This window comes from Gordonia sp. 11cp, from assembly GCF_057767225.1.
Window position 1 is genome coordinate 1,247,122 of sequence record NZ_CM173437.1, and the last position, 24,917, is coordinate 1,272,038.

The 24,917-nt window shown below is 68.4% G+C and carries 26 protein-coding genes; 18 read left to right on the plus strand and 8 right to left on the minus strand.

Annotation, left to right across the window (positions count from 1 at the left end):
• The first annotated feature begins 8 nt into the window (after positions 1–8).
• The 12 genes from AC3B6C_RS05385 (at position 9) to AC3B6C_RS05440 (ending at position 10,041) form a co-directional block, all read left to right on the plus strand.
• Positions 9–959, plus strand: coding sequence for a PDR/VanB family oxidoreductase (locus AC3B6C_RS05385; RefSeq protein ID WP_488375274.1), 951 nt, complete (start codon positions 9–11; stop codon positions 957–959).
• Between the two features lie 9 nt (positions 960–968).
• Positions 969–1,967, plus strand: coding sequence for a VOC family protein (locus tag AC3B6C_RS05390; RefSeq protein WP_010843286.1), 999 nt, complete (start codon positions 969–971; stop codon positions 1,965–1,967).
• The gene (locus AC3B6C_RS05395) at positions 1,964–2,764 is read left to right on the plus strand and encodes an alpha/beta fold hydrolase (protein WP_488375275.1); all 801 of its coding nucleotides are present in this window, start codon (positions 1,964–1,966) and stop codon (positions 2,762–2,764) included. Before AC3B6C_RS05390 ends, AC3B6C_RS05395 begins: the two co-directional genes overlap by 4 nt.
• A complete protein-coding gene (locus tag AC3B6C_RS05400; protein WP_488375276.1) occupies positions 2,761–3,504 on the plus strand; it encodes an SDR family oxidoreductase in 744 nt (247 codons plus the stop codon). The genes AC3B6C_RS05395 and AC3B6C_RS05400 overlap by 4 nt, the downstream gene beginning before the upstream one ends.
• Positions 3,505–3,599: 95 nt before the next feature.
• A complete protein-coding gene (locus AC3B6C_RS05405; RefSeq protein WP_488375277.1) occupies positions 3,600–4,379 on the plus strand; it encodes an SDR family oxidoreductase in 780 nt (259 codons plus the stop codon).
• A gap of 64 nt (positions 4,380–4,443) precedes the next feature.
• Complete coding sequence (locus AC3B6C_RS05410; protein WP_488375278.1) at positions 4,444–6,138, plus strand: thiamine pyrophosphate-binding protein; 1,695 nt, start codon at positions 4,444–4,446, stop codon at positions 6,136–6,138.
• Positions 6,135–6,593, plus strand: coding sequence for an alpha/beta fold hydrolase (locus AC3B6C_RS05415; protein WP_488375279.1), 459 nt, complete (start codon positions 6,135–6,137; stop codon positions 6,591–6,593). Before AC3B6C_RS05410 ends, AC3B6C_RS05415 begins: the two co-directional genes overlap by 4 nt.
• Entirely contained in the window at positions 6,590–6,823 is a 234-nt protein-coding gene (locus AC3B6C_RS05420; RefSeq protein ID WP_488375280.1) for a recombinase-like helix-turn-helix domain-containing protein, read from the plus strand. Before AC3B6C_RS05415 ends, AC3B6C_RS05420 begins: the two co-directional genes overlap by 4 nt.
• 1 nt (position 6,824) lies before the next feature.
• Positions 6,825–7,934: a Rieske 2Fe-2S domain-containing protein gene (locus tag AC3B6C_RS05425; protein ID WP_488375282.1), complete on the plus strand. Its 1,110-nt coding sequence runs from the start codon at positions 6,825–6,827 to the stop codon at positions 7,932–7,934.
• Positions 7,931–8,263: a hypothetical protein gene (locus tag AC3B6C_RS05430; protein WP_010843278.1), complete on the plus strand. Its 333-nt coding sequence runs from the start codon at positions 7,931–7,933 to the stop codon at positions 8,261–8,263. The genes AC3B6C_RS05425 and AC3B6C_RS05430 overlap by 4 nt, the downstream gene beginning before the upstream one ends.
• The gene (locus tag AC3B6C_RS05435) at positions 8,260–8,664 is read left to right on the plus strand and encodes a RidA family protein (protein WP_010843277.1); all 405 of its coding nucleotides are present in this window, start codon (positions 8,260–8,262) and stop codon (positions 8,662–8,664) included. Before AC3B6C_RS05430 ends, AC3B6C_RS05435 begins: the two co-directional genes overlap by 4 nt.
• Before the next feature lie 51 nt (positions 8,665–8,715).
• The gene (locus AC3B6C_RS05440) at positions 8,716–10,041 is read left to right on the plus strand and encodes an MFS transporter (RefSeq protein ID WP_488375283.1); all 1,326 of its coding nucleotides are present in this window, start codon (positions 8,716–8,718) and stop codon (positions 10,039–10,041) included.
• A gap of 74 nt (positions 10,042–10,115) precedes the next feature.
• Here the strand turns inward: AC3B6C_RS05440 and AC3B6C_RS05445 are convergent, their stop codons facing one another.
• The gene (locus tag AC3B6C_RS05445; RefSeq protein ID WP_488375284.1) at positions 10,116–10,322 is read right to left on the minus strand and encodes a hypothetical protein; all 207 of its coding nucleotides are present in this window, start codon (positions 10,320–10,322) and stop codon (positions 10,116–10,118) included.
• A 465-nt stretch (positions 10,323–10,787) separates the two neighbouring features.
• Here AC3B6C_RS05445 and AC3B6C_RS05450 point away from each other — a divergent pair, with 465 nt between their 5' ends.
• Entirely contained in the window at positions 10,788–11,462 is a 675-nt protein-coding gene (locus AC3B6C_RS05450; protein WP_488375285.1) for a slipin family protein, read from the plus strand.
• Positions 11,463–11,616: 154 nt separating this feature from the next.
• On the opposite strand, the gene AC3B6C_RS05455 is transcribed toward AC3B6C_RS05450, so the two are convergent.
• Both AC3B6C_RS05455 and AC3B6C_RS05460 read right to left on the minus strand, forming a co-directional pair.
• Entirely contained in the window at positions 11,617–13,818 is a 2,202-nt protein-coding gene (locus AC3B6C_RS05455; RefSeq protein WP_488375286.1) for a 3-hydroxyacyl-CoA dehydrogenase NAD-binding domain-containing protein, read from the minus strand.
• Between the two features lie 46 nt (positions 13,819–13,864).
• Positions 13,865–15,076, minus strand: a complete 1,212-nt coding sequence (locus tag AC3B6C_RS05460) for an acetyl-CoA C-acetyltransferase (protein WP_004018964.1) — start codon at positions 15,074–15,076, stop codon at positions 13,865–13,867.
• A gap of 129 nt (positions 15,077–15,205) precedes the next feature.
• Between AC3B6C_RS05460 and AC3B6C_RS05465 the strand changes: the two genes are divergently transcribed.
• The 3 genes from AC3B6C_RS05465 to AC3B6C_RS05475 all read left to right on the plus strand — a co-directional run bounded on the left by AC3B6C_RS05465 (position 15,206) and on the right by AC3B6C_RS05475 (position 18,117).
• Entirely contained in the window at positions 15,206–16,378 is a 1,173-nt protein-coding gene (locus AC3B6C_RS05465) for a TetR/AcrR family transcriptional regulator (protein WP_488375287.1), read from the plus strand.
• 89 nt (positions 16,379–16,467) lie between these two features.
• On the plus strand, positions 16,468–17,100 hold the full coding sequence (locus AC3B6C_RS05470) for a TetR/AcrR family transcriptional regulator (protein WP_488375288.1): 633 nt from the start codon (positions 16,468–16,470) through the stop codon (positions 17,098–17,100).
• 93 nt (positions 17,101–17,193) lie between these two features.
• A complete protein-coding gene (locus AC3B6C_RS05475; RefSeq protein WP_010843101.1) occupies positions 17,194–18,117 on the plus strand; it encodes an adenylate/guanylate cyclase domain-containing protein in 924 nt (307 codons plus the stop codon).
• A gap of 10 nt (positions 18,118–18,127) precedes the next feature.
• Here AC3B6C_RS05475 and AC3B6C_RS05480 read toward each other — a convergent pair whose 3' ends face one another.
• From AC3B6C_RS05480 to AC3B6C_RS05495, 4 genes are read right to left on the minus strand one after another with little or no spacing between them, the layout of a single operon-like run.
• Positions 18,128–19,222, minus strand: a complete 1,095-nt coding sequence (locus tag AC3B6C_RS05480) for a sulfate/molybdate ABC transporter ATP-binding protein (RefSeq protein WP_055476390.1) — start codon at positions 19,220–19,222, stop codon at positions 18,128–18,130.
• Positions 19,219–19,986, minus strand: a complete 768-nt coding sequence (locus AC3B6C_RS05485) for an ABC transporter permease (protein ID WP_488376226.1) — start codon at positions 19,984–19,986, stop codon at positions 19,219–19,221. The genes AC3B6C_RS05480 and AC3B6C_RS05485 overlap by 4 nt, the downstream gene beginning before the upstream one ends.
• Before the next feature lie 53 nt (positions 19,987–20,039).
• Entirely contained in the window at positions 20,040–20,804 is a 765-nt protein-coding gene (gene modA, locus AC3B6C_RS05490) for a molybdate ABC transporter substrate-binding protein (RefSeq protein ID WP_488375289.1), read from the minus strand.
• Positions 20,801–21,202 carry a TOBE domain-containing protein gene (locus AC3B6C_RS05495; protein ID WP_488375290.1) on the minus strand — a complete coding sequence of 134 codons (402 nt, stop codon included), beginning with the start codon at positions 21,200–21,202 and terminating at the stop codon, positions 20,801–20,803. Before AC3B6C_RS05495 ends, modA begins: the two co-directional genes overlap by 4 nt.
• Before the next feature lie 281 nt (positions 21,203–21,483).
• On the opposite strand from AC3B6C_RS05495, the gene AC3B6C_RS05500 reads away from it, so the two are divergent.
• Together AC3B6C_RS05500 and AC3B6C_RS05505 are read left to right on the plus strand one after the other, a co-directional pair.
• The gene (locus AC3B6C_RS05500; RefSeq protein WP_488375291.1) at positions 21,484–22,518 is read left to right on the plus strand and encodes an ATP-binding cassette domain-containing protein; all 1,035 of its coding nucleotides are present in this window, start codon (positions 21,484–21,486) and stop codon (positions 22,516–22,518) included.
• On the plus strand, positions 22,518–23,363 hold the full coding sequence (locus AC3B6C_RS05505) for an ABC transporter permease (protein WP_055476393.1): 846 nt from the start codon (positions 22,518–22,520) through the stop codon (positions 23,361–23,363). Before AC3B6C_RS05500 ends, AC3B6C_RS05505 begins: the two co-directional genes overlap by 1 nt.
• 36 nt (positions 23,364–23,399) lie before the next feature.
• Here AC3B6C_RS05505 and AC3B6C_RS05510 read toward each other — a convergent pair whose 3' ends face one another.
• Positions 23,400–24,563 (minus strand): ROK family transcriptional regulator, encoded by a 1,164-nt coding sequence (locus AC3B6C_RS05510; protein ID WP_488358750.1) that lies wholly within the window; start codon positions 24,561–24,563, stop codon positions 23,400–23,402.
• Positions 24,564–24,917 lie beyond the last annotated feature (354 nt).

The window sequence follows — 24,917 nt, forward strand, 5'->3', positions numbered from 1 at the left end:
TATCCGCGATGTCCACAGACACCACGAGAGTTCTTCGGGTGCACCAGAAGACCTGGGAGGCCGACGGCGTCACGAGCGTGACGCTCGTCGATCCGTCCGGGGCCGCGCTCCCCGCGTGGGAACCCGGAGCCCACGTTGCACTTCGTCTGTCGGACGGACTCGTTCGGGAGTACTCGCTGTGCTCGGCGCCGGAGGACACGTCACGATGGACCGTGGCCGTCCTCCGGGCCGAGAACTCCCGGGGCGGAAGCACCTACGTGCACGACCGGCTGCCCGTCGGCGCCGAGATCGAGGTCGACGGCCCGCGCAACGCCTTCTCGATCGATCCCGATGCCGCACAACACATCCTGATCGCCGGCGGGGTCGGCATCACCCCGATCGTCGCGATGATGCGCCGACTGGAGTCCGAGGGCAGGTCCTGGCAGATGCTGTACGCGGGCCGGTCACGACGGTCGATGGCCTTCGTCGACGAGGTGGCCGCGCACTCGACTTCGGCCGTTCATGCCGACGACGAGCGCGGCGGATTGCCGGATCTGCGAGCGCTGTTCGAGGACGTCCCGCCCGGATCGGTGGCGTACTGCTGCGGGCCCGGCGCACTGCTCGACGCGGTCGCCGCCGTCGTGCCGTCGGACATCTCCCTGCGCAGTGAACGTTTCGCCGCGCCCGTCGTCGAGGTGGACACCGGCGGGGACACCGCGTTCGACGTCGTTCTCGACCGGACCGGGCAGCGTATCCCGATACCGGCCGACAAATCCGTCCTCGACGCACTCGCCGACGCGGGCGTCGATGTCCCCAGCTCCTGCACGGAAGGCATCTGCGGCACCTGCGAGGTCGCGGTCGTCAAGGGCGACCTCGACCACCGCGACTTCGTGCTCACCGACACCGAACACGCGAGCGGTCAGATGATGCTTCCCTGCGTCTCACGTTGCCGCTCAGCCGAACTCGTACTCGACCTCTAGGGGAATCCCATGCTCTACTCCCAGCTTCCCGTTCTCACCGACCGGCCGGTGTGCCGTCTGCGCAGCCTGCGGTCGGTCACCCTGAGCGTCCCCGATCCCCTGGCCTCGCGGGATTTCTATCACGAGGTGTGGGGACTGAGCACCGTCGAGGAGGACGGCGACCGGTTCTGGCTCCGCGCCACCGGCACCGAGCACCACGTCCTGAACCTCCGCCGGGGCGACGCGAACGCCCTGGGCGGCTTCAGCTTCGCACTCGGGACACCCCGTGAGGTCGACGACGCCGCCCGCGCACTCGACCGGATCGGTGTACCGCTGCTCCGCGAGCCCGGTCCGCTCGACGACGCCGGCGGCGGTTACGGTCTCGCACTGGTCGATCCGGAGGGACGCACCGTCGAGCTGTCGGCGGACGTCCATGCCGTGTCGTCGCAGGAGCCGGCGGGTCGTCGTGCCATCCCGCGCAAGATCGCCCACGTCGTGCTGAACACCACCGACATCGAACGGATCACGGCGTTCTACACCCAGGTCCTCGGCATGCGGGTGTCGGACTGGTCGGAGCGCCAGATGTCATTCCTCCGGTGCAATTCAGAGCATCACGTCATCGCGCTGAACCAGGCGGCCTGGCCGGCGCTCAACCACGTCGCCTACGAGATGACCTCGATCGACCACTTCATGCGCGGCATCGGCAACCTGCGCTCCCACGGGATCGCCCCGCAGTGGGGACCGGGTCGGCACGGTCCCGGCGACAACACGTTCTCCTACTTCACCGACCCGGCAGGGTTGGTCTGCGAATACACCTCCGAGGTCGCGCAGATCGACGAGGACGCCTGGCTGTGCCGGACCTGGCGCCGCACACCGGAACTCTCCGATCAGTGGGGCACCGCGGGCCCGCCGACGACCGCGGTCCGCTCGGCCATGGCCGGCATCCCCGACCACGGCGCGAGCTCCCTGGTGACCCCGCGCGATCCGGACTACTTCATCCATCTGCCCGAGACGGTGGGCGTGGCATGACCACCACCGTCACCGTGCTCGACCGCGTGCATGTCTTCGCGCACCCGTCGAGCCGCGAGATCCGGAGCAGGCACAGCGTGGTGCTGCTCCACGGGATCGGCGGCAGCGCCACGTCGTGCGGCCCGCTTGCCGCGCGGCTGGCCGCCGCCGGTCTCGACTGCTGGTGCCCCGACGCACCCGGATACGGACGTTCGGCTGATCCGCGGCCGGGCATCGGCCCCGTCGAGGAGATGGCCGAACTCATCGAGGCGCTCGTCCCCGGACAGCCGGTCGTACTCCTCGGCACGTCGTGGGGTGGCGTGATCGCCATGGATCTGGCGCTGCGCCGACCCGATCTCGTCACCGCGCTGGTCATCGCGGACAGCACCCGCGGTTCCGGGGTGACCGCCGAGCGGGCCGCCGGAATGCTCGCGCGCATACCCGATCTCGTCGACCGCGGCGCCGCCGACGTGGCGGCCGACCGCGCCGGCGCGCTCACCGCACCGGACTGCGATCCGGCGGTCACCGCCGAGGTCCGCGCCACCATGGCGGGGATACGCGAGCCCGGATTCGCCGCCGCGGCCCGGTACATGGCCGCGACCGATCTCGGACCCGACCTCGTCCGGCTCGCCCGCCCGGCCCTCGTTCTCGTCGGTGCGCACGACATCGTCACCGGCGTCGACGAATCACGCCTCCTCGCCGACGAGATCCCCGGCGCCGAGCTGCGGATCGTCCCCGATGCGGGCCACGCCGCGATCCAGGAGCAACCCGACGTCATCGCCGATCACGTCCTGAGCTTCGTCGGGACGCTGCCGTGAGCGCCGGGACCGTGGTGGTGACCGGCGGCGGACGCGGACTCGGCCGTGCCATCGCCGAACGTCTCGGCGCCGACGGGCACCGGCTCGTGATCGCCGAACGCGACCCGGGCACCGCGTTCGCGGCCGAGGCCGCCTTGCGCGACGCCGGTCATGACGCCCGCGCGGTCGTCACCGACATCGCCGACGTCGACGCCGTCCGCGCGCTGGCCGATCGCCTCGAGACCGACGGCGACCACGTGACCGGCCTCGTCAACAACGCGGCGATCGCCGACGGCGTGGGCGGCGCGACGTTCTTCGAGCTCGCCGACGACGAGTTCGGCCGGTTGACCGACGTCAATGTCCGGGGCACCTGGTCGGTCACGAAGTACCTGTGGCCGTTGCTGTCCCGCTCGCGCGGCGCGGTGGTCAACATCGCCTCCGACGTCGCGATGTACGGGTCGCCTCGCCTGGTGCACTATGTGTCGTCCAAGGCGGCGGTCATCGGCATGACGCGATCGATGGCCCGCGACGCCGGACCCCACGGCGTCCGCGTCAATGCCGTTGCGCCCGGCCTGATCCGGGTCGAGGCGACCGAAGGCGTCCCCGAAGACCGCTACCGCACCTACGTCGCCGGACGCGCACTCGACCGCGAACAGACCCCGCAGGACGTCGCCGGGGTGGTCCGCTTCCTGCTGTCCGAGGACGCCGCCTTCGTCACCGGTCAGACCATCGTCGTCGACGGCGGATTCATCTTCCGCTGAGACGCGGTCCCCCGCGCCCAGCCACCCTTCGCCCCGGCCCCGATCAACCCCGGCCCCCAATCCGCCCCAGCCCCAACCCAGTCCGAGGAGTACCCATGGACCTGCAGCTCGCCGGTCGCCGGCTGCTGATCACCGGCGCGAGCTCCGGGATCGGTCTCGCCACCGCCCGGCTGCTCGCCGAGGAAGGTGCGCGGCTGGCTCTCTGCGCCCGGGACGAGGACCGTCTCCGTGCCGCGACAGCCGATCTCGCCGCCATCACCGATGTGGTCACCGCCTCGTGCGACGTCACCAGCCGCGCGTCCGTCGACGCCTTCGTCGCCACCGCCGTGGACCGCCTCGGTGGTCTCGACGGCGTGGTCTGCAACGCCGGACGGTCGCTCATGCGCACACTCGACGAGACCACCGACGAGGAGATCCGCGACGAGTTCGACCTCAAGATCTTCGGCGCGCTGCACGTCATCCGTGCCACGCGTGCTGCACTCGCGGCGTCGGACGGCGGCTCCGTGGTGATCGTCAACGCCATCCTGTCCCGACAGCCCGAAACCCGCCTGGCGGTCACCTCGGCAGCCCGGGCGGGCCTGCTGAACCTGTCGAGCTCGCTCGCCGAGGAGCTCGCGAGCGACGGGACGCGGGTCAACTCGGTACTGCTCGGCCTCATCGACACCGGGCAGTGGCAGCGCAGGTTCGCCGCGAGCGGCGCCGAGGACTTCGCGGCCTGGAGCGCGGAGATCGCCGACGACCGCGGAATCGCGCTGGGCCGTTTCGGTTCCGCCGACGAACTCGCCTTCCCCATCACCACCCTGCTCTCGCCGCGGAACAGCTACACGACCGGCGCAACGCTCGAGGTCGGCGGCGGGGTCCACCGCTATGTCTGACCCAGTCGTGTCCGATCCCAGTCCCGTCCACCCCGGACCAGCCCAGCAACAGGAGACCCATCCGATGACCGAACACACCGGGAACCGCCGCCCGACCGGCGGCGACGTCCTCGTCGACGTGCTACGCCGGCACGGCGTCACCACCGTCTTCGGGGTGATCAGCATCCACAACCTCCCGCTGGTGGAGGCCGTCGACCGCGAGCTCGACTTCGTCGAGATGCGTCACGAGGCGGCCGCGGTGAACGCCGCCGACGGATTCGCCCGCGCGTCCGGCGGTCTCGGCGTCGCACTGACCAGTACCGGTACCGGAGCAGGCAATGCCGCGGGCTCGATGGTGGAGGCACTCACCGCGGGCAGCGGCGTCCTGCACATCACCGGACAGATCGAGAGCGAATTCCTCGCGCCCGACCGGCCGGCCGCCAGTCGCGGTGTCATCCACGAGTTCCCGGGCCAGCCGCAGATGCTCGACGCGATCTCGGCGTACGCCACCACCATCACCGAGGCCAAGGACGTCGAGGCCGAACTCGAGACCGCGATCGCGCGGATACTCGCCGCACCGTCGGGTCCGGCGAGCGTCGAATGGCCCACGGATCTGCAGTATCTCGCCGCCCCGGACGCCCAGCGGCCGGCGCCGTCGGTCACGGTGTCGACGCCTTCCGCCGACCCCGACGCCATCGCCCGCGCCGCCGATCTGCTGCGCACCGCCGAACGGCCACTGCTCTGGCTGGGTGGCGGCGCGGCCGGAGCGGGTGACCAGGTGGCCGAGCTCGCGCGGAGTCTCGGTGCGGGCATCCTCACCAGCAACTCCGGACGCGGGATCGTCCCCGAGGACGTCCCTCTGGTCATCGGCAACTTCGCCACCACCCCAGCGGTGCGGGCACTGCTCGACGACGCCGACGTACTGCTCGCCGTGGGCACGCATTTCCGGTCGAACGAGACAGCGTCCTATTCACTGTCGTTGCCGGAGAATCTGATCCAGATCGACGTCGAACCGACGACGATCGGACGCGTCTACCCCGCCGCGGTCGGACTCGTGGGCGACGCCGCACAGACGATCACGGCCATCCTCGAGCAGCTCGACGCGGTCGCGACCACGGACCAGTGGCCGGCGCGCGTGACCTCCGTCCGTGAGGAGGTCCGGACAGATCTCGCGACCTATATCGGTGGCTACGCCGAGATCTGCGCCGCGATCCGTGATGCGCTGCCGCGCCGCTCGGTGATCGCCCGCGACGTGACGATCCCATCGAGCCAGTGGGGCAACCGTCTGCTCCCGATCTACGAGCGCGGGACCAACATCTTCCCGCTCGGCGGGGGGATCGGTCAGGGACTCGCCATGGGGATCGGTGCTGCCCATGCCCGACCCGACGTCCCCACACTGGTGCTGGCCGGTGACGGCGGACTCGCCGTCCACCTGGGCGAACTCGCCTCCCTGGCCGGGTCCGGCGCCCCGGTCATCGTGCTCGTCGTCAACGACGGCGGGTACGGAGTGTTGCGGAACATGCAGCAGAAGAACGGCTTCCGGCGCTCCGGTGTCGACCTGCACACTCCGCGGTTCGACCTGCTCGCCGCATCGATGGACATCCCCTACCGGCTCGTGCGGGGTCCGGGCGTCGTCGCCGAGGCCTTGGCGGACGCGGTGAACCGAGGCGGACCGTCGTTCATCGAGGTGGATGTCGAAGCCATCGAGCCCACTCCCGGCCCGTTCGTCCCGCCCGTGCACGTTCCGTCTGGGCCCGAGCCCTCCGGGACCCAGTCATGACCGCTCCGACCCTCTGGTGGGACGACGACATCGCGACGCGGGTGCGTTCCGGTCACCAGGCCCACGTCTTCGCCTCCGGGACCGATGTCGCCGATGCGGTCGCGCTGGCCGTCGAGAACCCGGATCTGGTGCTGAGCCTGATCCTGGCCGAGCCCGCACCCCTCACCGAGGAGACGACGAAGATGCTTCCCGCCGTCCGGGTTCCGACCCTGGTCCTCGCATCCGCTCCGGACGCCGACACCGATCTCGGTGCGGCACAGACGCTTGCGGGTGACATCGACAACGGCGTCTTCGTCGTCCTCGACGGCGCGCCCGTCCCCGCGCACACCGAATGCCGGGAGTCCTTCGAGGAGTGGACCGTCTCGTTCGTCGCGATCGCCGAGGGCCTCGCCGCCCGCGACGGCCGTCTCCTCGCCCAGCCCACACCACTCATCGACGAAGGAGTTCTCCGATGATGACCCGCCCGGCCCGCGAGCCCTACCTCGAGACACACCAGACCCATCCGGAGCCGCTGACACCGTACGAGCTCAAGCTCGCCGGTTCGGTCACCGAGATCTTCACCGCGGGGGCCACGACTCTCGACGAGGTCACCGACGGCCTGAACGCCCTCGGCCTCCACGGACCCGACGGTGGCCCGTGGACCGTCGAGACCTTCCGCGCCGAGATGCGCAGATTGGGGAAATGACATGACCACCACACAGCCCACGTCCGACCAGCGGTCCGCGGCCCGCAGTCGGCCCTCCGCCCGCCGTACTCCTACCTACGCCGTGGGCACCCGCCGTCACCTCGACGCCGACGAGATCGCGGCGACCGGCCTCCGGGACCGCTGGTACCCGATCCTCCCCTCACGGATGCTCGAACCCGGGGCCATGGTCCCGGTCCGCCGGCTCGAGGTCGATTGGGTCCTGTTCCGCGACGCGCAGGGACGGGTCCGCATGCTCGAGGACCGCTGCCCGCACCGCAGCGCGCCGCTGTCGGTGGGTCAGCATCTCGGCGACCGCATCGCCTGCGCCTACCACGGCGTCCAGGTGGACGGCGAGGGCACCGTCGTGTCGGTTCCTGGGATGCCGGGCTGCGCACTCGAGGGACGGCGGGCGACAGTGTCGCTGGAGGTGGTCGAGGCGGCCGACACGATCTTCGCCTTCCTGCCACTGACCGCGGATTCGGTGCCGACACCGTTCGTCTTGCCGGACCGTCTGTCCGATCCCGAGGTGTCCTGGTTCGGCAACTTCGCCGAGTGGGCTGGCCCGTGGCGGTTCTACATGGACAACGTCCTCGACCCCATGCACGGCGCGTTCTTGCACCGCAATTCGCATTCGATGTTCGGCGGCGACACCTCCGCGCGGTTCCGCATCCGGGAGACCGACCGCGGTTTCTTCTTCGAGAAGACCGACCAGCGCGGCGTCAACTTCGACTGGGTGGAGTTCGTCCGCGGATCGATGGACTACGTCGACCTCGAGATCCCGTACGGTCCCGGCGCCGGCCCGGGCGGAGTGTTCGGGATCGTCGGGATGAGCACGCCGATCGACCGGTCGACGTCGGCGATCTTCCATTGGCGCACGCGCCGCGTGAGCGGATGGGAACGCGAGACCTGGCGGTTCCTGTACCGCACGACGCTGGAGGCCAAGCACTGGGAGGTCCTCGAACAGGACCGGCTCGTCCTGGAGGCGCTCGCCGGTGACGCCGACCGGGAGGAGCACCTCTACCAGCACGATCTCGGGGTCTCCCGGATTCGCCGCATCTATCGCGCCGACGCCGTCGCCCAGGCCGAACGACTCGCGAGCGCGAACGCATGAGCGCCGACGAGACGATGCTGCTGACCGTGGTGTTACGCCACGATCAGAGTCAGGACCTCGAGCAGCTGCAGGGGCGGCTCGACGACCACGACTGGTGGCATGGCTTTCCGCCTGCCGGCTGCGAGATCGTCTCCTGGGTCGTCGCCATGGGGCTCGGACAGGTCGTCACCCTCCGACTCCCGGCCGACCGCCTTCCCGCGGTGAACGTCGAACTCGAGCGCCGGGCTTGGGGTGCGTTCGCCACCGACTTCTACCCGACGTACGACTTCGTGCCGGTGCGCGAACGACTGACCCGCGAATCCGACGCCCGACGAGCGGTGACGCCATGAGCCGGGTCGGACATCCCGACGTCGCGGAACCGCCGCGTCGGGACATGTTCAGCAACGCCCGTGTCGTCGGCGACCAGTTCTTCCTGTCGGGGATGCACGCCGGCGGCCCAGACGGCCCGGTCGGGGGCGACGACACCCATGCCCAGGCCGTCGAGACCTTTCGGCGTGTTCGCGCACTGACCGAGGCGTGCGGCGCCACGGTCGACGACATCGTCGCGTTGCGCATCTACGTCACCGACATCGCCGACAAGGCGGCCGTCGGACGCGCCCGGAGCGCGATGTTCTCCGGAGACTTCCCGTGTTCGACCCTCGTCGAGGTGTCGGCACTGGTCGAGCCGGGCCTCAGCGTCGAGGTCGAGGCACAGGGATTCCTCCCGAAGGCCGCACCCGCGGCCGACTAGAATCACTCGAACCGGCGTCAGCCACGCCGACTACACACCGAGGACGCCATCGTGAGCGGACCAACTCTTTCCAACAGCCCCAACAATCCCGCAGCGGCCATCACCACACCCAACTGGCCGGTGCTGATCCTCGCCTTCGTCGCGGTCGTCCTCGACGGCTACGACACCATCGCCCTGGGCCTCTCGGTGCCGGCGCTCAAGGAGGACTGGGGTGTCCCGGCATCTCACTTCACCCCGGCGCTCTCGCTGACGAGTCTCGGAGTGGCACTCGGCTACATCGCGGTCGGACGGCTCACCGCGCGCTTCGGCTGCCGCAAGGTCATCCTGGCCGCGGTCGTCGTCTTCACCATCGGCAGCCTGCTGACGGCCTGGGCCGGCAACATCGTCGAACTGAGCGTGCTGCGCCTGATCACCGGATTCGGTCTCGGTGCGGTCATGCCGGCAGCGGTGGCCCAAGCGACCGCACTCAACCCGGCCCGGCACCGGCAGTCCATCGCGGTGTTCGTCACGATGGGCATCTCGCTCGGCGCGCTGATCGCCGGTGTCCTCGGGTCACGGCTGGTGACCTCGTACGGCTGGCCGTCGGTGTTCGTCGTCGGCGCGATCGCCTCCGCGCTGCTCCTGCCCTTCCTCTGGCTGTGGCTGCCCGATGAGCGCGCCGTCACCGGCGTGGTCGACGGATCCGACGCCCGTCACCATGCCGCGGTCGCCCGGCTCTTCGACCCAGCCGTCCGCGGACGTACCCTCCTGCTCTGGGGCTTCGCCTTCATGGTGTTCTCGGTCTACTACATCTTCTCGTCGTGGTTGCCCACCCTGCTCACGAGTTACGGGTTCAGCACCGGACTCGCCCCGCTCGGCTCGGCTGCCCTGGGCATCGGGAGCATCGTCGGCGCGGGCATCCTGATCATCGGCGCGACCCGCTTCCGCATGAGCTCCGTGCTCGCGGGGACCACGGTGGCCGCCATCGTCTTCCTGATCCTGTCGGCCTTCCTCGGTGCCGACAAGGCGCTGCTGCTGCTGGTGTTCGGCGGGGTCGGGCTCGGGCTGCAGGCCGGCATGATCGGTCAGGCCGCGGTGGCGGTGTCGATCTACCCGCAGGCGACCGCCGCGACCGGAGTCGGCTGGGCGTCCTCGATGGGTCGGCTCGGATCGGTGGTCGGCCCGATCGTCGGCGGCGCCCTGATCGGACTGGGACTGTCGACGAGTGCCATCGTGCTCATCGCCTGCGCCCCGGTCGCGGTCGCACTGGGACTCATTCTGCTGCTCCGTCGCGCGGAACCGACGGTGCCCGACGACACGGCCGGTAGCGAGTCGACCGGATCTGCGCCCCTTCGGGGGCAGTCGGTCGGCGGGCAGGCGGTCGGCGGACCGGCCTGACGCGCATCGAGCCTCAGCCGAACGGCGTGCCGGGAACCCTCCCGGCGCGCCGTTTGTCGTCTCGACGCCGGCCGTCACCGCCGCGACCACAACAGGTACCCGACCGCGAGCGCGAACACGCCGGGACCCCGACACACCAGATGGTCGCGGGTCACCGCCTCGTCGAGGTCGGCGTCGGAGAGCCCGGCGCGCACCGCGTGCTCGCGCAGGATGAGGCCGGAACGATCAGTGGGTATCGGGATCACGGCACTTGGACGCAGGTCGGCGCCCCTCGGTTCCATTCCCGCCCCCTGAGGTGCGAGGAGCGATGGCGCCGCCCTCCGCGCCCTGAGGTGCGAGGAGCGATGGCGCCGCCCTCCGCCCCCTGAGGTGCGAGGAGCGATCGCGACGAGCCTCGAAGGGTCCGCCCACCCGCAACCGATAATCCGTTGCGCCGCAGCGCACGACGCTGGCATAGTTCCCGATCGGCACGAGGACCAGCAGGCCGGAGCGGGGTACCGCGATGTGTTTCTGCGCGTCGGAATCCTCGTCCGCCTTCAGATGGCAAGGGATACCACCCGAGCAGGTTCGAGTCCTGACACTCCCACCGCTCCCGGGAGCACGGGCCCGGTTGGTTCTGCGGGCGTCGTCCGGGTCGTTCGCGGCTCCGCGACGTTCCCCACCGACCGGCCCGCCCGCGAGCGGTGTCGCCATCCGAACTCACCCGGCCCGACATGCATTGCGACGCAACGGAAAGGAGGATCGCCATGCTGTTCCACAATCGAATGACCGTCCCACCGGGCCACACCGTGCTGGCCTACCGGGGCGCCGAGGTGCAGACGCTCCCCACCGGTCGTCATCGTGTGCGCAAGCCCGACGCGACGCTGAGCGTCGACATGCGCGAGCGCCTGGTCCAGGTCGCACCGCAGGAGGTGCTCACCGCCGACTCCATGGCGGTCCGGATCTCGATGACGTTGCGCGCCCGCGTGATCGATGCCGTCGCCTTCGTCGAGCGGTCCTCCGACCCGATCGGCACGGTGTACCTGACCGCTCAGATCGCGTTGCGTGAGTTCTGCGCCGGCGTGGCCGCGGACGACCTCATCCGCCGCGGCGATACCGTCGACGTCGCACCGATCCGCGCCTCTGCGGCCGAGGCCGCAGGCGCGGTGGGCCTTGAAGTGCTCGAGGTCGTCATCCGCGACGTCATCATCCCGGCCGAGGTACGCAGCGCGGCCCTCGATGTGATCACCGCCAAGACCCGCGGTCTGGCAAAGCTGGAGGCGGCTCGGGCGGAGACCGCCGCCCTGCGCGCGCTGGCCAACGCCGGCCGGTTGCTCGACGCCCACCCGGCGCTGGCGCAGCTGCGCCTCGTCGAGGCGGTGCCCTATGGCGCGCGCGTCGTCCTCAGCGTCGGCGGTGCCGAGGTCCCGTCGGACGACTGAGTTCCCGCGGGCGCACTTCCGTCCCGCTTTTCGGATTCGATAAGCGGGACGGAAACAGCGACGCGAGAACGGAATCGGTGAGCGCAGACAGGAGCCCCGGCCGGAACGAATCCAGCCGGGGCCCTTGTTGTCTGCCGGTCACCCGGCGAAAACCCTACTTCGCAGCGAGGTTCTCGTCGGTCAGCTTGGTGACACCCTGCTCGGCCTTCTCGACCAGCGAGGCGGGCGGCTCGAAGTGCTTGCCGTACTTGCCGGCGAGGTCCTTGGCACGCGCGACGAAGCCGGGCACGCCACCCTCGTAACCGTTGATGTACTGGATGACACCACCGGTCCACGCGGGGAAGCCGATACCGAAGATCGAACCGATGTTGGCGTCCGGCACGGAGGTGAGGACACCTTCGTCGAAGCACTTGACGGTCTCGAGGGCCTCGGCGAAGAGCATGCGCTCCTTCATGTCCTCGAGCGGGATCTCCGTGGTGCCCGACTTGAAGTGGTCGCGCAGACCCGGCCAGAGCTGGGTGCGCTTGCCGTTCTCGTCGTACTCGTAGAAGCCCTTGCCGTCCTTGCGGGCGGTGCGGCCGTTCTCGACCATCCAGTCGACGACGGCGTTCGAGCCGTGCTGCGGAACTTCCTTGCCCTCGGCCTTGAGCGCTGCCTCGGTCTCCTTGCGGATCTTCTGCGGCAGGGTCAGGGTCAGCTCGTCCATGAGCTGCAGCGGCGCGGCCGGGTAACCGGCCTGGGTGCCCGCATGCTCGATGAACGCCGGCTCGACGCCCTCACCGACGGCGGCGACGGCCTCGTTGATGAAGGTGCCGATGACGCGGCTGGTGAAGAAGCCGCGGCTGTCGTTGACCACGATCGGCGTCTTGCGGATCTGCAGCGTGTAGTCGATGACCTTGGCCAGCACCGCATCCGAGGTCTTCTCACCCTTGATGATCTCCACCAGCGGCATCTTGTCGACCGGCGAGAAGAAGTGGATTCCGATGAAGTCCTCGGACCGCTTCACGCCCTCGGCGAGGATGGTGATCGGCAGGGTCGAGGTGTTGGAGCCCAGGACGGCGTCGGGTTCGACGATGTCCTCGATCTCCTGGAACACCTTGTGCTTGACCTCGACCGACTCGAAGGCGGCCTCGATGACGAGGTCGACTCCCTTGAAGTCGGCGGCGTCGACGGTGGGGTGGATGCGGGCGAGCAGTGCGTCGCTCTTCTCCTGGGTGGTCTTGCCCTTGGCGAGAGCCTTCTCCTCGAGCTTCTCCGAGTAGCCCTTGCCGCGCTTGGCGGCGTCGAGATCGATGTCCTTGAGGACGACCTCGATGCCGGCCTTCGCCGACACGTAAGCGATTGCCGCACCCATCATCCCGGCGCCGATGACGCCGACCTTCTTGGCGGTGAACTTGTCGTAACCCTCGGGTCGCGAGCCGCCACCGTTGATGTGCTGCAGATCGAAGAAGAACGCCTTGATCATGTTCTGTGCGACCTGGCCGGTGACCAGCGAGACGAAGTACCGGGTTTCGATGATGTCGGCGGTGTCGACGTCGACGTAGGCACCTTCGACGGCAGCGGCCAGGATGGCACGCGGCGCCGGCATGTTGGCACCCTTGATCTGCTTGCGCAGCAGGGCCGGCAGAGCCGGAAGGTTCGCGGCGAACGCCGGGTTGGTGGGTGCACCGCCCGGGATCTTGTAACCCTTGACGTCGAACGGCTGCTGAGCCTCGGGGTTCTCCTTGATCCAGGCCTTGGCGGCGGGGATCAGTTCCTCGATGGAGCCGACGACCTCGTTGACCAGGCCGGTCTCCTTGGCCTTGGTCGGATTGAAGCGCTGGCCCTGGAGCAGGACACCCATGAGGGCGTTCTGGATGCCGAGGAGACGCACGGTACGGACGACGCCGCCGCCACCGGGCAGCAGGCCGAGGGTGGCCTCGGGCAGACCGATCTGGACACCCTTGACGTCCGCGGCGATGCGGTAGTGGGTGTGCAGCGCGATCTCCAGGCCGCCGCCGAGCGCAGCACCGTTGATGGCCGCCACGACCGGCTTGCCCAGGGTCTCCAGACGGCGCAGCACCTTCTTCATGCCGTTGGTGGTCTCGGTGATCTGGGTGGCGATCTCTTCTCTGGAGACGTCACTGCGATCGCTCGTCATGTCCTTGAGGTCGCCGCCGGCGAAGAAGGTCTTCTTCGCCGAGGTGAGGACGACACCGGTGATGTCGTCCTTCTCGGCCTCCAGGCGATCGACGGTGGCCGCCATCGACTCCTGGTAGAGCGCGTTCATCGTGTTGGCGCCCTGGTTGGGGTCGTCCATGGTCAGGATGACGACGCCATCGGCGTCTTTCTCCCAGTTGATCATGTTGTCACTCATGGTGATTCGCAGAGCTCTTTCTCGTGAAGTGGCAGGGCCGGGAGCGTCAGAGACGCTCGATGATGGTCGCGACGCCCATGCCGCCACCGATACAGAGGGTGATCAGGCCGTAGCGGCCGCCGGTGCGCTCGAGCTCGTCGAGGCAGGTGCCGTAGATCATCGCGCCGGTTGCACCGAGCGGGTGACCCATGGCGATCGCGCCGCCGTTCACGTTGACCTTCTCGTGCGGGATCTTCAGATCCTTCATCCACTTCATGACGACCGAGGCGAAGGCCTCGTTCAGCTCGAACACGTCGATGTCGTCGACGGTCAGGCCGGCCTTCTTCAGCGCCAGCTCGGTCGCCGGGGTGGGTCCGGTGAGCATGATGGTGGGCTCGGAACCGATCTCGGCGAAGGAGACGACGCGGGCACGCGGGGTCAGGCCGTTGCGCTTGCCTGCCTCTTCGCTGCCGATGAGCACCAGACCCGAACCGTCGACGATGCCGGAGCTGTTGCCGCCGGTGTGGACGTGGTTGATCTTCTCGACGCTCGGGTACTTCTGCAGTGCGACGTCGTCGAAGCCGGCCATGTCGGCGAGTGCGGCGAAGGCGGCCTTCAGCTTGCCTAGGCTCTCGACGGTCGAGCCCGGGCGACGGTGCTCGTCGTGATCGAGGATGGTGACACCGTTGATGTCCTTGACGGGCACCACGGACTTGGTGAAGTAGCCACTGTTCCAAGCCTTCTCGGCGCGGGCCTGGGACTCGGCGGCGTAGGCGTCGACGTCCTCGCGGGAGAAGCCCTCGATGGTGGCGATCAGGTCGGCACCGATGCCCTGCGGGACGATGTAGTGGTCGTATGCGGTGGCCGGGTCGGTGAAGAGTGCGCCGCCGTCGCTGCCCATCGGGACGCGCGACATCGACTCGACGCCACCGGCGAGAACCAGATCGTCGAAGCCGGAGGCGACCTTGGCCGCGGCGAGGTTGGTGGCTTCCAGGCCCGAGGCGCAGAAGCGGTTGATCTGGGTGCCGGGGACGGTCTCGGGGAGACCGCTGTTGAGGGCGGCGGTGCGCGAGATGACCGCACCCTGCTCGCCGACCGGGGAGACAACACCGAGGATGACGTCGTTGACGTCGGCCGGATCGAGGCCGCCGTGACGCGACAGGACCTCGTTGATGAGACCGGAGACCAGGTCGACCGGCTTCACGCTGTGCAGCGAACCGCCGCGCTGCTTGCCACGAGGCGTACGGATCGCCTCGTAGATGAATGCTTGATCAGGCACGAAAGTGTTCCTTTCACACGAACCACTGGTTGGTTACCCACCGAGGCTAACGCGGAATAACTTGTTTGGCTATACCCGGTGGTCAAGAGGTCTGGTGTTCCGTCGAATGTGCGCTATGGTCTGTTCACCATGCCTGACCGGAAACCCACCACCCGCACCCGGGGCGCCGACCGCAAGCGACAACTCGTCAACTCCGCGGCAGCGCTCTTCCTGCAGCGTGGGTACGCGCAGGTGTCGCTTGCGGACATCGCGCGCTCGGCAGGCGTCACCGCGCCGTCGGTGTATCGGCACTTCGATGACAAGCAGTCCCTGCTCGCCGCCGCGGTCCTGGCGGGCGTCGACGACCTCGAGTCCTGTACCGACCGGGCCCTGGCCGACGGTGACGACGCGGACGCGTTGATCTCGAGGGTCTGCGACCTGGCCGTCCAGCGCCCCCAGGCGGCGTCGCTGTGGCGGTGGACCAGCAACTACCTCACCACCGAGCAGAACAAACTGGTGGCAGTTCGCACCCGCGAGGTGATCGGGCACTGGGCGTCGGCACTCGCCGCCCGGCGAACGGATCTGTCCGAGCGCGAGGCCGTACAGCTGGCGTGGGCGGGGCTGAGCGTCAGCGGCAGCCTCACCGTGCACCACACCCGCATGTCGGGAGCACGGGCGCGCGACGAGATCGAAAAGCTCATCCGTCGGGTCCTGGCCCTGAGCCCCGCTGCGGCACCACCTTTCGAGACGCCCCCGATCGTCAACTCGGCGACGCCCTCCCGCCGTGACGAGATCCTCGACGCCGCTGCCGAGCTGTTCGCCGAGCGCGGCTACTCCGAGGTCGGAGTCGACGAGATCGGCAAGGCCGTCGGCATCGCCGGACCCAGTCTCTACAAACACTTTCCGTCGAAGATGGCGATCCTGGTGGCCATCGGCCAGCGCAGCGGCGCACGACTCGAGGCCGGCGTGATGGCCGCGTACGGTGCAACGTCCGACCCGGCCAAACTTCTTGCCACCCTCGTGGACTCGTACGTCGGAGCCATCACCAGCACACCGGACCTGTCGGTGAACTTCAACAACTCTCCCGCGCTCGCCGGACAACCGAGTGCCGCCCATCTCGTCGACGTGCAGCGACGCTATGTGGCGCGTTGGGTGGATCTGCTCATGCAGGTCGACCCGGAGATCAAGCGCGATCAGGGCGCGGTCGCCGTGCACGCCGCGCTCTCGATCGTCAACGACGCCGTGCGCATGCGGCGCGGCTCGGACAGTCCGCAGTTCGCCGCGCGAATGGCCTATCTCATGAAAGGCGTACTCGCGCTCTGATCCGCGCAGACCCGGGGGGGCTGTGCAGCGAAGGGGGCACTCGAACTCAGCTCGGTCGACGTATATCCTCCGTCGAAACGAGGGGAGACGTGCCGGTGGTTGCAGAAGTACACGAGGACGGCCCCCGTTCCAAGCGCACGCGAATCCTCACCGTCGCGATCGAACGATTCGGACGCGACGGCTACGAGACCACCAAGTGGGCTTCTGTCGCAAGCGAGGTCGGCATAGGCCAGACGGCGCTGTACCACTACTTCGAGTCCAAGGCACACTGTCTGCTGACGATCATGCGCCTCGAGCTCACCGACTCGCTCGAGCGTTTCCACACCGGTGTCACCGGGATACCGAATCCCGCCGAGGCCGCCCGCTCGGCGATCGATGCCCACCTCCGCGGTGGACCGACTGACGCTTTACAACGTCGAATTCTGCAGAGTCACATGCACATCCTGAGCGCGCCGCGCCAGTCGGACAAGGAGGAGGCCGAGCGCCTCCGATCGCGAGAACTGGTCGCCGAGATCGAGAACGAGTGGACCGAACTGCTCCGACGCGGAATGGACGAGGGGTACTTCGTGCAAGGAGACCCAGGTGTCCATTCCCGTCTCCTACTCGGTGCCCTCGCGAGCGTGTGGCGTTGGTATCGCCCCGGCGGCGCGCTGACACTCGACGACCTCATCCGCCCCGTGTCCGACACGACACTCCGGATGGTGACCGCGCCGTCACCCTGACATGTCGCCGCCCGTTGCGCTTCTCTGAGTGGGCACCGACCACGTCCGGATGCCGGTATGCTGAGCCGACGCCGGTGAGGGGACGCAAGTCGAATGCACGAAGAGTCGGGTGATCGGGATCAACCTCGTCACACACGCGACGAATTGGTCGCCGAACTCGGATTGTCACCGGAGTTCGCCGAGAAAGCCTGGAATGCCTTCGGATTCGTCCGACGCCCCTCGTCGGACAAGGTCTTCTCCGACCGCGACGTCACAGCTCTGAAGGTCTTCGCCAGCTCGTCGTCGGCGATGCCGGAGACCACGCAGATCGCGATGGCACGGGCCATCGGCCAGACCATGGCGCGGTTGGCCGAGTGGCAGGCCGACCTTCTCCGCGACATCGCCGACGATCCGGCTGTCCCGTGGGACATGGAGCAGATGAGCGTCGCCCTCGGTCAGATCCAGCAGCTCATCTGGCGTCGGCACATGGCCCAGGCCATCGAGCGGCACGCCGACCACTCCGCCGACGAGGAGATCGACCTCATCGTCGGTTTCGCCGACATCGTCGGTTACACAAGCCTTTCCCGTCGTATCGACCTGAACGACCTGGAAACCCTCCTCGGCTCGTTCGAGGACGACACCTTCGATGTGGTCGTCGATCACGGTGGCCGCGTGGTGAAAACGCTCGGTGATGCCGTGATGTTCACCTTCGACGATGCGGGGGCGGCAGCAAGCGCCGCCCTCGTGATCCATCAGTTGTCCGACCACGACAACCTCCCTCCGCTACGTCTGGGCATGGCACGCGGCGCGGTGCTCACCCGACTCGGCGACGTCTTCGGGGAACCGGTCAACATCGCCTCCCGTCTCACCAGTTCGGCAAGGCCGGGAACCACCCTCGTCGACGACACGATCGCCGATGCACTGCGAGACGACGACCGATTCTTCCTCAAATCGATTCCGACGCTCCGTGTTCGCGGATACAAGCACCTCAAGGCACGCGTTCTCGAGCCGCACCGCGACGGCCCGCTCAACGACTGACCCACCGCCATCAACTCGAGCCCGGACCGACCGCGCTGATCCGCACCTCGCTCGCCTTGATGACGAGGTGCACGGCGAGACCGGCGGCGAGACCGAGGTCCGCTATCGCCGCCCAGGTGACCTCGGCGGCGACGATCTGGCCGCCGACGTCGGTACTGATGACGGCGTGATCCCCGCGGGGCACGACGTCTCGGACCGTCGCGGGCAGGACGGTGCGTGGACTGCCGTGCGGGGCGTCGAGGTAGACCGCGACAGCCCGCGGCGAGAACGTGGCCGCGACGGGTGCGCCGGGAGCGGGCACATCCGCAGGACCGTCCCCCACCGAGCCGACCACTCGGTGGCCGTCGGCGTCGACGACGGTGTCGGGACCGGCCATGCTGCCGACGAAGAGATTGAGGCCTGACAGCGACGCCGCGAACCGACTGGACGGACGGGTGAGAACGTCACGTGTGGCGCCGGTTTCGACGATGCGACCGGAGTCGAGGACGATGATCTCGTCGGCGAGCCCGAGAGCGTCCACCGGATCGTGGGTCACCATCACGGTGATCCGACCCCGGTCGGCCAGCAGGTTCCGCAACAAGGTCCGCAACCGGCTCGCGACGTCGACGTCCAAGGCGCGGAAGGGTTCGTCCAACAACAGGATTCGCGGCTCTGCGGCGAGCGCACGGGCGATCGCGACCCGCTGGGCCTGTCCGCCGGAGAGCTGGTGTGGTTCACGGTCGGCCAGATCGGCGACCTCGGCGGCACCGAGCCATCGATCCACACGCGCACCGACCTCTTCCCTCGACAACCGCTGCGCCGACGGCGCGAAGGCGACGTTCTCCGCAACGGTCAGGTGCGGGAACAGACGCGCGTCCTGCGAGAGCAGTGCGACCCCGCGACGATGCGGCGGCACCGACCGTCGACGATCACGGAACACTGTCTCGCCGAGCATGATCCGACTGGGCTCGTCCGGACGCAGCAATCCGGAGATCGTTCGCAGCATCGTCGATTTGCCGGCACCGTTGGGCCCGACGACGGCAGTCGTGCCACCGGCGGCGAACCGATGCGCGATCTGCAGGAACGGCACCGCGTTGTCGATGGACACCAGCAGATCGTCGTTCACACCGCACCCGCCCAACCACGACGCCGGCGACTGTGCACTCCCACGACGACGACCAGCGACACGGCGACGAGGATGAGCGACAACGGGATCGCCGCCTGCGGGTCGTCGATGGCCGACACGTAGATCGCCAGCGGCGCGGTCTGGGTCACCCCGGGCGCGTTCCCGGCGAACGTGATAGTCGCACCGAACTCCCCCAGCGCACGCGCGAAAGAGAGCACCAGGCCCGCGACGAGTGAGGGCATGACCAACGGCAGCGTCACCCGCCACAGCGTCCGGGTCGGACCGGCACCCAGGGTCGCGGCGACCTCCTCGTATCGCGTGCCGACGACACGCACCGCACCTTCCACGCTGATCACGAGGAACGGCAGCGCCACGAAGCTCTGCGCGAGCACGACCGCCGTTGTCGTGAAGGCGATGTCGACACCGGCCGCGTGCAGATGGTCGCCGACGATCCCGAGCCGGCCGAAGGTGTACAGCAGTGCGAGACCGCCGACCACCGGCGGTAACACCAAGGGCAGCAGCACGAGCGCGCGGAGCACCCGGATGAGCGGACCGTCGTGTCGCGCGAAGATCAGCGCCATCGGCACCCCGACCACCAGGCAGATGGCGGTGCTGCACGTGGCGGTGATCAGCGACAGTCGCAACGCATCGAGCGACGAGGACGACGAGATCTGCTCGACGAAGGTGCCCCACGGCGCCCGGAGGACCAGCGCCAGAGGAGGCAGGACGATCAGCCCGACGCCGATCAGTGCCGGACCGTACATCCAACCGGGCAGACCCGCGGGGTCTCGTCGTGACCGGAGCGATGACCGGATGGTCACGGCGCACCGAAACCGTCATCGCGCAGAATGCGCTGACCGTCCACGCCCAGGACGAGCTCGACGAACCGCGTGCCGAGTTCGACGTCCCCGGCGCCGGTGAGAGTCGCGATCGGATACGAGTTGACCACTGCCGCGAAGGCGGGGTCGGTCACGGTGGCCACCTTGTCACCGGCGCCGCGCGCATCGGTCACGTACACCACGCCCGCGTCCGCCTGCCCGGTCGTCACCTTCGTCAGCACGGCACTCACCGACTGTTCCTCCGAGGCGGCGTCGACGGTGATCCCGGTGTTGCGTTCGACGGTCTCGGTTGCCGCCCCGCACGGCTGGGCCGACTGGCAGATGACGGTCGTCACGTCGGGTTTGTTCAGATCGGCGAAGGATCTGATGCCGCGGGGATTGCCGGGCGCCGTGACGATCACGAGTGTGTTCGTGGCGAAGACCTCGGGGGCGATGGCGAGGTCACCGAGTTTGTCCATGTTCTTCTCGTCGGCACTGGCGAACACGTCGGCGGGCGCGCCTTGCCGGATCTGGTTGGCCAGGGTCGACGAGCCGTCGAACGACAGCCGCACCGTGACACCGTCGTGCTGCTCCTCGAACTCGTCGGCGATCGCGGTGAACGTCTTCTTCAGCGACGCCGCGGCCGAGACGTCGAGAGTCGTTGCAGCGGAGTCGCCGGAGCCGGCATCCACCCCGCCGGAGGCGGAACAACCAGCCGTGAGCAGCAACCCGGCGGCACCGACCGCGACGGCACACCTCCTCATCTGTTCTCCCGGTTGGTCTCGACGATCACGGTCGTCGCCTTGACGACGGCAGTGGCCACGACGCCCGGTCGCAGGTCGAGGTCACGGACCGCGTCCGCACTCATCAGCGACGTCACCTCGAAGGGCCCGCACTGCAGGGTCACCTGAGCCATGACCGCATCCGTGCGGACGTCGGTGACGAGACCGGTGAACCGATTGCGCGCCGAGCGCCCCACCGACGCGCCGTCGTCCGGTGCCACCGCACGCTCGCGGGCGAGGGCGGCGAGTCGTGCCCCGTCGACGGAGGCGACCGGTCCGTCATCGGAGGGTTCGAGGACGCCGGTGGCGACCCACCGCCGAACCGTGTCGTCACTGACGCCGAGCAGCACGGCGGCGTCTTTGATCCGAATAGCAGTCACCGCGACACCCTACCCGCATGCGCGGCGATAAATGCTCAATATCTCCGCATCAGCGGACTCTGAAAGTGTTGACCTCAAGTGAACTTGAGGTTCTACGCTCGAATGCGATCCGGCCGTCGGATTCGTCGTCGAAGAACCGATGAATTCGCTGCGGGCGGACGGTCTGACCTCTCGAAGAAGATCACCACACCCCGAAGGTGCCCTGAATTGTTCCCCGACGTCACCCGGACGCCACGAAATTCAGTCGCGGCTGTCACACCCCATAGATACCGTGGAGAATCATGAGCTCAATCACAGTTCCCGCCACCGCGCCGGGAGAAGTCGCGACGTCCGACGTCGCCATCGAGGCCATCGACCTCGTGAAACGCTTCGGCGATTTCACCGCTGTCGACGGCGTCAGTTTCACCGTGCCGCGGGGCTCGGTACTCGGACTGCTCGGCCCCAACGGCGCGGGCAAGACCACCACCGTCCGCATGATGACCACCCTCTCACCACCCACGAGCGGAACCGCGCGCATCGCCGGCTACGACGTCCGCGAGCAACCCGGGATGGTCCGCCAGAACATGGGCCTCACCGGACAGGCGGCCACGGTCGACGAGATCCTGACCGGCCGCGAGAACCTGCGAATGATCGGTGGCCTCTACGGCATCGGACGCAAGACCCTGACTCGCCGATCGGAGGAACTCCTCGAACAGTTCTCCCTCGCCGAGGCCGGTGACAAACAGGTCAAGTCGTACTCCGGCGGCATGCGTCGCCGACTCGACCTCGCGGTCAGTCTGCTGGCCACGCCCCCGGTGCTGTTCCTCGACGAGCCGACGACCGGCCTCGACCCGCGCAGCCGTTCCGAACTCTGGGAGGTCCTGCGCGAGCTCGTCGCCGAGGGGACCACGTTGCTGCTCACCACGCAGTATCTCGAGGAGGCCGACCAGCTCGCCGACGACATCGTCGTCATCGACAAGGGCAGGATCATCGCGCACGGCACCTCGCTGCAGCTCAAGGAACAGGCCGGTTCGGCCAGCCTGGTGCTGACCGTCTCGCACGCAGCCGACCTGCCCGCCGCGGAGGCCCTGCTCCGCAAGAACGGTGCGGAGGTGTTCGTCGACGTGGCGGCCCGCCGGCTGACGACCGCCGCCGGCGGCCTGGGCGACCTCCCGCGCGTCGCCGCCTGGTTCGACGAGAGCGGCATCGCCGTCGACGACTTCGGGCTCTCCCGTCCGAGCCTCGACGACGTCTTCCTCTCCCTCACCGGCCACCGCGCCGAGGAGTCCAGCAATGCCGAGGACACCGACAACACCACCGACGAGGAGCGTTCCTGATGACCACCACGGCACACACCCACGCGGTGGTCGCGGACAAGCCGCGGGTCCACCCGACCACGATCTGGCAACAGGCCTGGATCATGGTCAAGCGGAACATGATCCACACCAAGCGGATGCCGGAGATGCTCTCCGACGTCACCATTCAGCCGATCATGTTCGTGCTGCTGTTCGCGTACGTGTTCGGCGCGTCGATCCAGACCGACTCGGCCTCCTACAAGGAGTTCCTGCTCCCGGGCATCATGGGCCAGACGATCGTGTTCACCGCGTTCATCGTCTCCACCGGCATCACGGCCGATCTCGAGAAGGGCATCATCGACCGATTCCGGTCGCTGCCCATCCAGCGGTCGTCGGTGTTGATCGGACGCAGTATCGCCAGCCTGCTCCACAGTTCGATCGGCATCGTCGTGATGGCGGTGACCGGCCTGGCCATCGGCTGGCGGATCCGGGGTTCGTTCGGTGAGGCGGTCCTCGCCTTCGCGCTGCTCCTGCTCTTCGGCTTCGCGATGATCTGGTTCGGCATCCTGATCGGTTCGTGGCTGCGGACGGTCGAGGCCGTCAACGGCTTCATGTTCTCGGTCCTGTTCCCGATCACGTTCCTGTCCAACGCGTTCGTCCCGACCGAACCGATGCCCACCTGGCTGCAGACGATCGCCGAATGGAATCCGATGTCGTCTCTGGTGCAGGCGTTGCGTGTGCTGTGGGGCAACGGACCGGCTTTCGGATCGGATGCGGCTCTGCCCATGCAGTATCCGGTCCTCGCCACCTTGATCTGGACGGTCGCGCTGACGCTCGTCTTCGCCCCGTTCGCGCTGCGCGCCTACAACAAGCGAACCTCGGACTAGACCACCACCCGACCGAGATTCGTCGACGCGACCCGCTCAGGCAGTCAATGTGATCGCCTGCAGCGGGTCGCTGTATATGGCGTCGAGTGAGACGGCGCCCGCTGCCTGCTGCTGCACGGTTGCACCCGAATGGGAGACGCGCACATCGCGTTTGGGCACGATCGAGGTGTCCCGCACGGCGCGAGCCACCGTGGGCAGGCCGGCCGCATAGTCGGTGAAGGCCTGACCGCCCAGGATGATGTGGTCCGGATTGAAGATGTCGGCGATGAGCCCGACCGTGCGTCCGAGCACCTCCGCCCGCTCTTCGAGCAGACGGCGGGCCGTCACGTCACCGCTGCGGGCGAGAGCATGGACATCCTCGACATCGGTCACCGAGAGGCCAAGCGCCCGAGCCGCTTCCACGACGCCGGTGTCGCTCACCGCGGGTTCGAGGCGACCGGTCCGGTTCGGGTCCAGGAGAGTGGTCGAACCCGTCGGGAAGTGCCCGATCACCGGCGGGCCCGCGGTCGGCGTGTGCACCGTCCCGCCGACACTGAACGCGATGCCGAGCATCTCGCGCGCGTAGAAGTAGAGGAAGCTCGACTGCTGGTCGTCGGGGTTGAGCACGAGTTCGGCGGCCGCCATGGCCTCGACGTGGGATGCCACCGACACCGGCAGTCCGACGGCCTCGGCGATCGTCCGGCCGACCGACGCACCCTCCCAGCCGAGCCGGGGATGGTCGACGACACCGCCGTCGGTCACGCGCCCACCGAGCGCGACGCCCACCCACAGCACCCGCCGGCCCGTCCACCGCTCGGCGAAACGCCGTGCGCTGACACCGATCGCGGTGAGCGCTTCTTCCGGTGTGTCCGCGTGCGGAGTCGGGATCTGGATGGCGCCCACGACGCGATGCAGCAGGTCGTGCGTGGTGATCGCGGTGACCTTGTAACCGATGTGGATGCCGAGGGTCAGGAACTCGGAGATGTTGACCTCGAACGGCAGCCGCGGACGTCCGATGGCGCCCGAGGGCGCGAGGTCGGCCCGCTCACGGATCAGTCCCGCCTTCAGCAGCGCGCTGACCTGGCGGTTGACCGTGGAGATGCTGAGCCCGGTGCGCTCGGCCGCGTCGTCGCGGAACAGCGGTCCCGACAGTCGAGCAGCCCTCAGGACGAGTGCCGCGGGTTTGGTCGACAACTCCAGGCGCGGCGTTGCGACGTGCACCCGCTGGTCCCCCTTCACTGGTCCGCGACGGTCGACGACCGGACCCGGGGTCCGAGTCGACGGTACGGAAGTCAACGGTACGGGCTGGCGAGTGCCCTGCGGAGCACGACGCACCGTGCGGGTGACCGGTTGACGCCGGACAGGAGAGGCGGGGGCGTTGCGCAGGGTACGGGTGGAGAGTTCGGGCAGTGTGGTGGTCATGATCGTCCTCGTCGAAAGACCCCGCGGATCGCGGGGCGGAAGCCGGAAGCTGGTGCTCTGAGAAGAGACTCGAGAAACGACGCCCCGGGGAGGAGATTGACTCGGCGGGGGTCGGTCAGCGCATTCGACGACAACAACAGAGAACGCGTGCAA

Bases quoted from the DNA above. Each gene is read 5' to 3' on its own strand.
- AC3B6C_RS05395 (WP_488375275.1), top strand. From the start codon at position 1,964: ATGACCACCACCGTCACCGTGCTCGACCGCGTGCATGTCTTCGCGCAC.
- AC3B6C_RS05485 (WP_488376226.1), bottom strand. From the start codon at position 19,986: ATGTACGGTCCGGCACTGATCGGCGTCGGGCTGATCGTCCTGCCTCCT.
- AC3B6C_RS05505 (WP_055476393.1), top strand. From the start codon at position 22,518: ATGACCACCACGGCACACACCCACGCGGTGGTCGCGGACAAGCCGCGG.
- AC3B6C_RS05435 (WP_010843277.1), top strand. From the start codon at position 8,260: ATGAGCCGGGTCGGACATCCCGACGTCGCGGAACCGCCGCGTCGGGAC.
- AC3B6C_RS05465 (WP_488375287.1), top strand. From the start codon at position 15,206: ATGCCTGACCGGAAACCCACCACCCGCACCCGGGGCGCCGACCGCAAG.
- AC3B6C_RS05420 (WP_488375280.1), top strand. From the start codon at position 6,590: ATGATGACCCGCCCGGCCCGCGAGCCCTACCTCGAGACACACCAGACC.
- AC3B6C_RS05455 (WP_488375286.1), bottom strand. From the start codon at position 13,818: ATGAGTGACAACATGATCAACTGGGAGAAAGACGCCGATGGCGTCGTC.
- AC3B6C_RS05500 (WP_488375291.1), top strand. From the start codon at position 21,484: ATGAGCTCAATCACAGTTCCCGCCACCGCGCCGGGAGAAGTCGCGACG.
- AC3B6C_RS05425 (WP_488375282.1), top strand. From the start codon at position 6,825: ATGACCACCACACAGCCCACGTCCGACCAGCGGTCCGCGGCCCGCAGT.
- AC3B6C_RS05475 (WP_010843101.1), top strand. From the start codon at position 17,194: ATGCACGAAGAGTCGGGTGATCGGGATCAACCTCGTCACACACGCGAC.
- AC3B6C_RS05415 (WP_488375279.1), top strand. From the start codon at position 6,135: ATGACCGCTCCGACCCTCTGGTGGGACGACGACATCGCGACGCGGGTG.
- AC3B6C_RS05445 (WP_488375284.1), bottom strand. From the start codon at position 10,322: ATGGAACCGAGGGGCGCCGACCTGCGTCCAAGTGCCGTGATCCCGATA.
- AC3B6C_RS05405 (WP_488375277.1), top strand. From the start codon at position 3,600: ATGGACCTGCAGCTCGCCGGTCGCCGGCTGCTGATCACCGGCGCGAGC.
- AC3B6C_RS05390 (WP_010843286.1), top strand. From the start codon at position 969: ATGCTCTACTCCCAGCTTCCCGTTCTCACCGACCGGCCGGTGTGCCGT.
- AC3B6C_RS05450 (WP_488375285.1), top strand. From the start codon at position 10,788: ATGCTGTTCCACAATCGAATGACCGTCCCACCGGGCCACACCGTGCTG.
- AC3B6C_RS05410 (WP_488375278.1), top strand. From the start codon at position 4,444: ATGACCGAACACACCGGGAACCGCCGCCCGACCGGCGGCGACGTCCTC.
- modA (WP_488375289.1), bottom strand. From the start codon at position 20,804: ATGAGGAGGTGTGCCGTCGCGGTCGGTGCCGCCGGGTTGCTGCTCACG.
- AC3B6C_RS05430 (WP_010843278.1), top strand. From the start codon at position 7,931: ATGAGCGCCGACGAGACGATGCTGCTGACCGTGGTGTTACGCCACGAT.
- AC3B6C_RS05385 (WP_488375274.1), top strand. From the start codon at position 9: ATGTCCACAGACACCACGAGAGTTCTTCGGGTGCACCAGAAGACCTGG.